Here is a 3,107-nt window from a genome sequence, read left to right as displayed (position 1 = left end):
CCATGAACCTTTGAACTACGAAAGCATGCTCGCCTTTCGCCGAGTGTCCCGCCTTCTGCCCAAAGATGTTCCGATCATTCTCGAAACGCCCGTCGCGGCGGCGAGAATCGAGAAAGAGCTCGAAAAGGTCGGCTGGCTGATCGAGTAACCCTACAATTCCACGCGCGTTTTGCGGCCGGCGAACGGATGCCTGATTCGGACGGTCATGTTGACAATCGTTTCAGGCGAGCTATTTTAGTAAGGATGACGCCGCCTCGCGAAAATGACGCCGCGCCGGAAATCGTCGACACGCTGGCCGAACTGCTGGGCCAGCCGTTGAAGGACATTTGCGTGCGGGAAGCAGCGGGATCGCGCCGACGCGACTTAGTCGTTTCGACGCCGGGCCGGTGCTTCGTGGCCGAATACAAAAATGTCGCTTCCGCCGGGCCGCTCGCGGGTGCCATCCGCCATCTCAGCGAGCAAGCCAAGGAAGTTCGCCGCAAAAACACGGTGCCGCTGATGGTCGTGCCGTTCATGGGGCCGGTCGGAGAGCGTTTGTGTGAAGAGGCGGGCGTCTCGTGGCTCGATCTTTCGGGCAATGCCAAGATCGTCGCGCCGGGGCTGAAAATCTGGGTCCACGGACGCCCAAACAAGTACGCCGCGCGCGGACGGCCGCCCAACGTGTTCGCCCCCAAAAGCTCGCGCGTGTCACGTCGGCTTCTGCTTCGTCCCGAACAGTTTCAGACGCAAAGCGGACTTGCCCGCGAAACGGGGCTGGACGACGGGTACGTCAGCAAGATCGTGCGGCGGCTCGAGCAGGAGGAGTACCTCGACGCCAACGACACGGGAGCGGTGCGGCCGCGCGATCCCGCTTTGTTGCTCGACGCCTGGCGCGACGCTTACGACTTTGGCCGCCACCGCATCCTCAAAGGCCACGTGTTCGCCCGGTCGGGCGAAGCGTTGCTGGCGAAGCTGGCAGGGCAGCTCGCCCGGCACCAAGCAAACTTTGTCGCTACCGGTCTGGCGGCCGCCTGGCTCTATCAGCATTACGCGGCGTTTCGGCTGGTGACCGTTTATCTTTCGGCCATGCCGTCGCGGGCGGTTCTCAAGGAAATCGGATTCGAAGAGCAACCGAGCGGAGCGAATCTCTGGTTGGTCGTTCCGCAGGATGAGGGCGTCTTTGCGGCCAGCCAGGTCCGTGAGGCAATCCGCTGTGTGAGTCCCGTTCAAACCTACCTCGACCTCAAGGGACAACCGGAGCGGGCCAAAGACGCCGCCGCCGAGTTGCGCAAGAAGTTTTTGAACTGGGGGCGGCATGGAGAGTAAGCCGGCCGCTGCCGTGGCCTATTCGCCCGCCGCCGTGCGGCTGGTGCATGCCGCCAGCCTCTACATCGCCAGGAAGTTGGGCGACCTACGCGACGATCTCGTTATCGTGGGCGGACTCGTTCCCAGCCTGCTTGTGCCGCAAGAGAGCTTGCCGGCGGGCAGATCGCTGCACGTCGGTACGATGGACGTCGATCTTGGCCTGGCAATCCGCATCCTGGACGACGAGCGATATCACGAGCTTTGCGAACGTCTGCGGGCCGCCGGATTTCAACCCGACACGAACGAAGCTGGGCGGACGACAAACCAACGCTGGCGCATCGAATCGGAAGGGCGTCGCGTCACGGTCGACTTCCTGATCCCCGCCACTTCGGAGAGCGACCGCGGCGGTTCGTTGCGAAATCTCGAGGAAGGCTTCGCCGCCGTCATCACGCCGGGCCTGGAGCTGGCGTTTGAAGATAGGCGGCTGGTGACGCTGGCGGGCGAGACATTGCACCACGAACAAGCGGCCCGCGAGTTGTGGGTTTGCGAGGCCGGAGCCTTCACCGTCTTGAAAGCACTGGCCTTCGGAGGACGGGGCGAAAACAAGGACGCCTACGATCTGGTTTACTTGCTGCAGAACTACGGCACGGGCATCGACGACGCGTTCGAGCGACTCCGGCCGCTGCTGGGCGCTCAACCCACGGAAGATGCGATTGCGATTCTCGCAAGAGATTTCGAGGGCGTCGACTCGGTCGGACCAATGCGAGTCGCCGAGTTTTTGGGCGATCGACGCGACGCCGACATTCGAGCGGATGCGGCGGGCGCCGTGCGAGCGCTTTTGGAACTTTGTCGAACGGTAGCCTGACGGAGCGCAAAGCTCAAGAAACGCCCCCGCGATGACGGCTTGGCCGTCGTCGAGGTCGATGCGCCTGCACGACAAGATTTTCAGACGTCGAGCTCAGCCAGCGTACCGCTGATCGCCTGCGCGCGGTTCGACAAGCACGAACTCCCAATAGTTGGTCACCAGCACCTAACCATATCGCTTGCCGTAGCGCGTCACCTGTTCGCCGCTGGCGGTCTCGGGCACCGATTCATCGAGCGCCTTTGGAGGGCCTTGAGCAACTGCGTGGCGCGGCCAATTTCAAGCACAAGCTGCTCGTCGGCCAACAGCCCCGCGGACGCAAGCAAAGGCACATCGGTAATCGGGCTATAGCCCAGCGGGCTTTTTAGCTCCTCGCCGGCAGCCACTAAAACCGCAATCGCGCGTTCCTCATCGACCGGCCGCGCCGGCAAGCCGCGTGAGGCAGCCAGCGCGGTGAAGAAGCGGTCGCGCAGGAACTCATCGGTGTTGCCGGCCTGCCGCCATCGAGCGGCCCAGGTGCGTAGCCGGTCGGTCGAGCACGGGCATCGCGGGCCGCGCTGGGCGCGCGGTTGAAAAGCCTCGACCGCCAAAGCGACTATCTGGCGGTGTCAACTCCAGACCAACAAGAAGATCAGCGTCGCGAAAATGTAGCCATGATCCGTGTCACTGCCCCGAGCGGCTGGTCGCCCACCGTCATCGACCCGTCCCCAGCCGCTCGTAGTAACGGCGCGTCTTTTCGGAATACTTGGGTGGAACCGGGTCGCGGTCCAGCGGCAAGAGCGCGTCTTTCGAGGTGCGCCGCAATAGCTCTTCGGCCACTCGGTCGCGCAGCTCGTAAAGTGGCCGAGACACCTCCACCTTTACCAGGTCCCAGTTCGGCTCGTTCGAGTGCCGCTTCAGCTCGGCGCGCATGCCGCGGGCACGCTCGCGGATGCGGGCGGCCTCGGCACGCAGTTCCGGA

The 3,107-nt window shown here is 63.6% G+C and carries 4 protein-coding genes; 2 read left to right on the top strand and 2 right to left on the bottom strand.

Going from position 1 to position 3,107, the window contains the following annotated elements; translation table 11 throughout:
- Positions 1-243: 243 nt before the first annotated feature.
- Both VNH11_25750 and VNH11_25745 read left to right on the top strand, forming a co-directional pair.
- The gene (locus VNH11_25750) at positions 244-1,305 is read left to right on the top strand and encodes a type IV toxin-antitoxin system AbiEi family antitoxin (protein ID HVA49798.1); all 1,062 of its coding nucleotides are present in this window, start codon (positions 244-246) and stop codon (positions 1,303-1,305) included.
- Positions 1,295-2,149 (top strand): hypothetical protein, encoded by an 855-nt coding sequence (locus VNH11_25745; GenBank protein ID HVA49797.1) that lies wholly within the window; start codon positions 1,295-1,297, stop codon positions 2,147-2,149. The genes VNH11_25750 and VNH11_25745 overlap by 11 nt, the downstream gene beginning before the upstream one ends.
- A gap of 191 nt (positions 2,150-2,340) precedes the next feature.
- Here the strand turns inward: VNH11_25745 and VNH11_25740 are convergent, their stop codons facing one another.
- Together VNH11_25740 and VNH11_25735 are read right to left on the bottom strand one after the other, a co-directional pair.
- On the bottom strand, positions 2,341-2,736 hold the full coding sequence (locus tag VNH11_25740) for a hypothetical protein (GenBank protein ID HVA49796.1): 396 nt from the start codon (positions 2,734-2,736) through the stop codon (positions 2,341-2,343).
- Positions 2,737-2,839: 103 nt separating this feature from the next.
- A partial coding sequence (locus tag VNH11_25735) for a hypothetical protein (protein HVA49795.1) occupies positions 2,840-3,107 on the bottom strand: 268 nt, incomplete at its 5' end.

It is taken from the genome of Pirellulales bacterium (assembly GCA_035533075.1).
Taxonomy (GTDB): domain Bacteria; phylum Planctomycetota; class Planctomycetia; order Pirellulales; family JAICIG01; genus DASSFG01.
Note: the sequence above shows the minus strand (reverse complement) of the source record. Positions and strands in the feature narration are given on the sequence as shown.

Coding starts and splice junctions, on each gene's coding strand:
- VNH11_25745 (HVA49797.1), top strand. CDS start 1,295: ATGGAGAGTAAGCCGGCCGCTGCCGTGGCCTATTCGCCCGCCGCCGTG.
- VNH11_25750 (HVA49798.1), top strand. CDS start 244: ATGACGCCGCCTCGCGAAAATGACGCCGCGCCGGAAATCGTCGACACG.